This is a genomic window from Pseudoalteromonas sp. SIMBA_162, assembly GCF_046535955.1.
GTDB classification, from domain to species: domain Bacteria; phylum Pseudomonadota; class Gammaproteobacteria; order Enterobacterales; family Alteromonadaceae; genus Pseudoalteromonas; species Pseudoalteromonas marina.
Genome location: NZ_JAWJBQ010001085.1, coordinates 1 through 241, shown reverse-complemented (window position 1 = coordinate 241; position 241 = coordinate 1). Strand labels below are relative to the sequence as shown.

1 protein-coding gene is annotated in these 241 nt (G+C 59.8%); it reads right to left on the bottom strand.

Annotated features, from left to right (window positions below; genetic code table 11):
- Nucleotides 1-174: transcription termination/antitermination NusG family protein (locus R0J88_RS23035; protein ID WP_410901321.1), on the bottom strand; the 174-nt coding region annotated here is incomplete at its 3' end.
- Between the last annotated feature and the right edge of the window lie 67 nt (nucleotides 175-241).

The following is a 241-nucleotide window of genomic DNA, read 5'->3' as shown; positions in this document are numbered from 1 at the left end:
GAGCGGCTCTTCGACCCAACGCAGCTTGCCGCCGCGCTTCTTTTCCACCTCCAACAGGGGGTGGAAGACGTGAAATCCCTGATTGGTGAGGTTCTCCGCCGCACGGAAGGATTCCCCGCCCTTGCACTGGATCAGATACCAATGCGCCTTGGCAGCTTCTCGGGCTTCACTCATGATGACCTCTCATTGCCTGCCTGCCCCACTCATGCGTGTCTCGACCTGCATCATGCCTGTCGGCTGA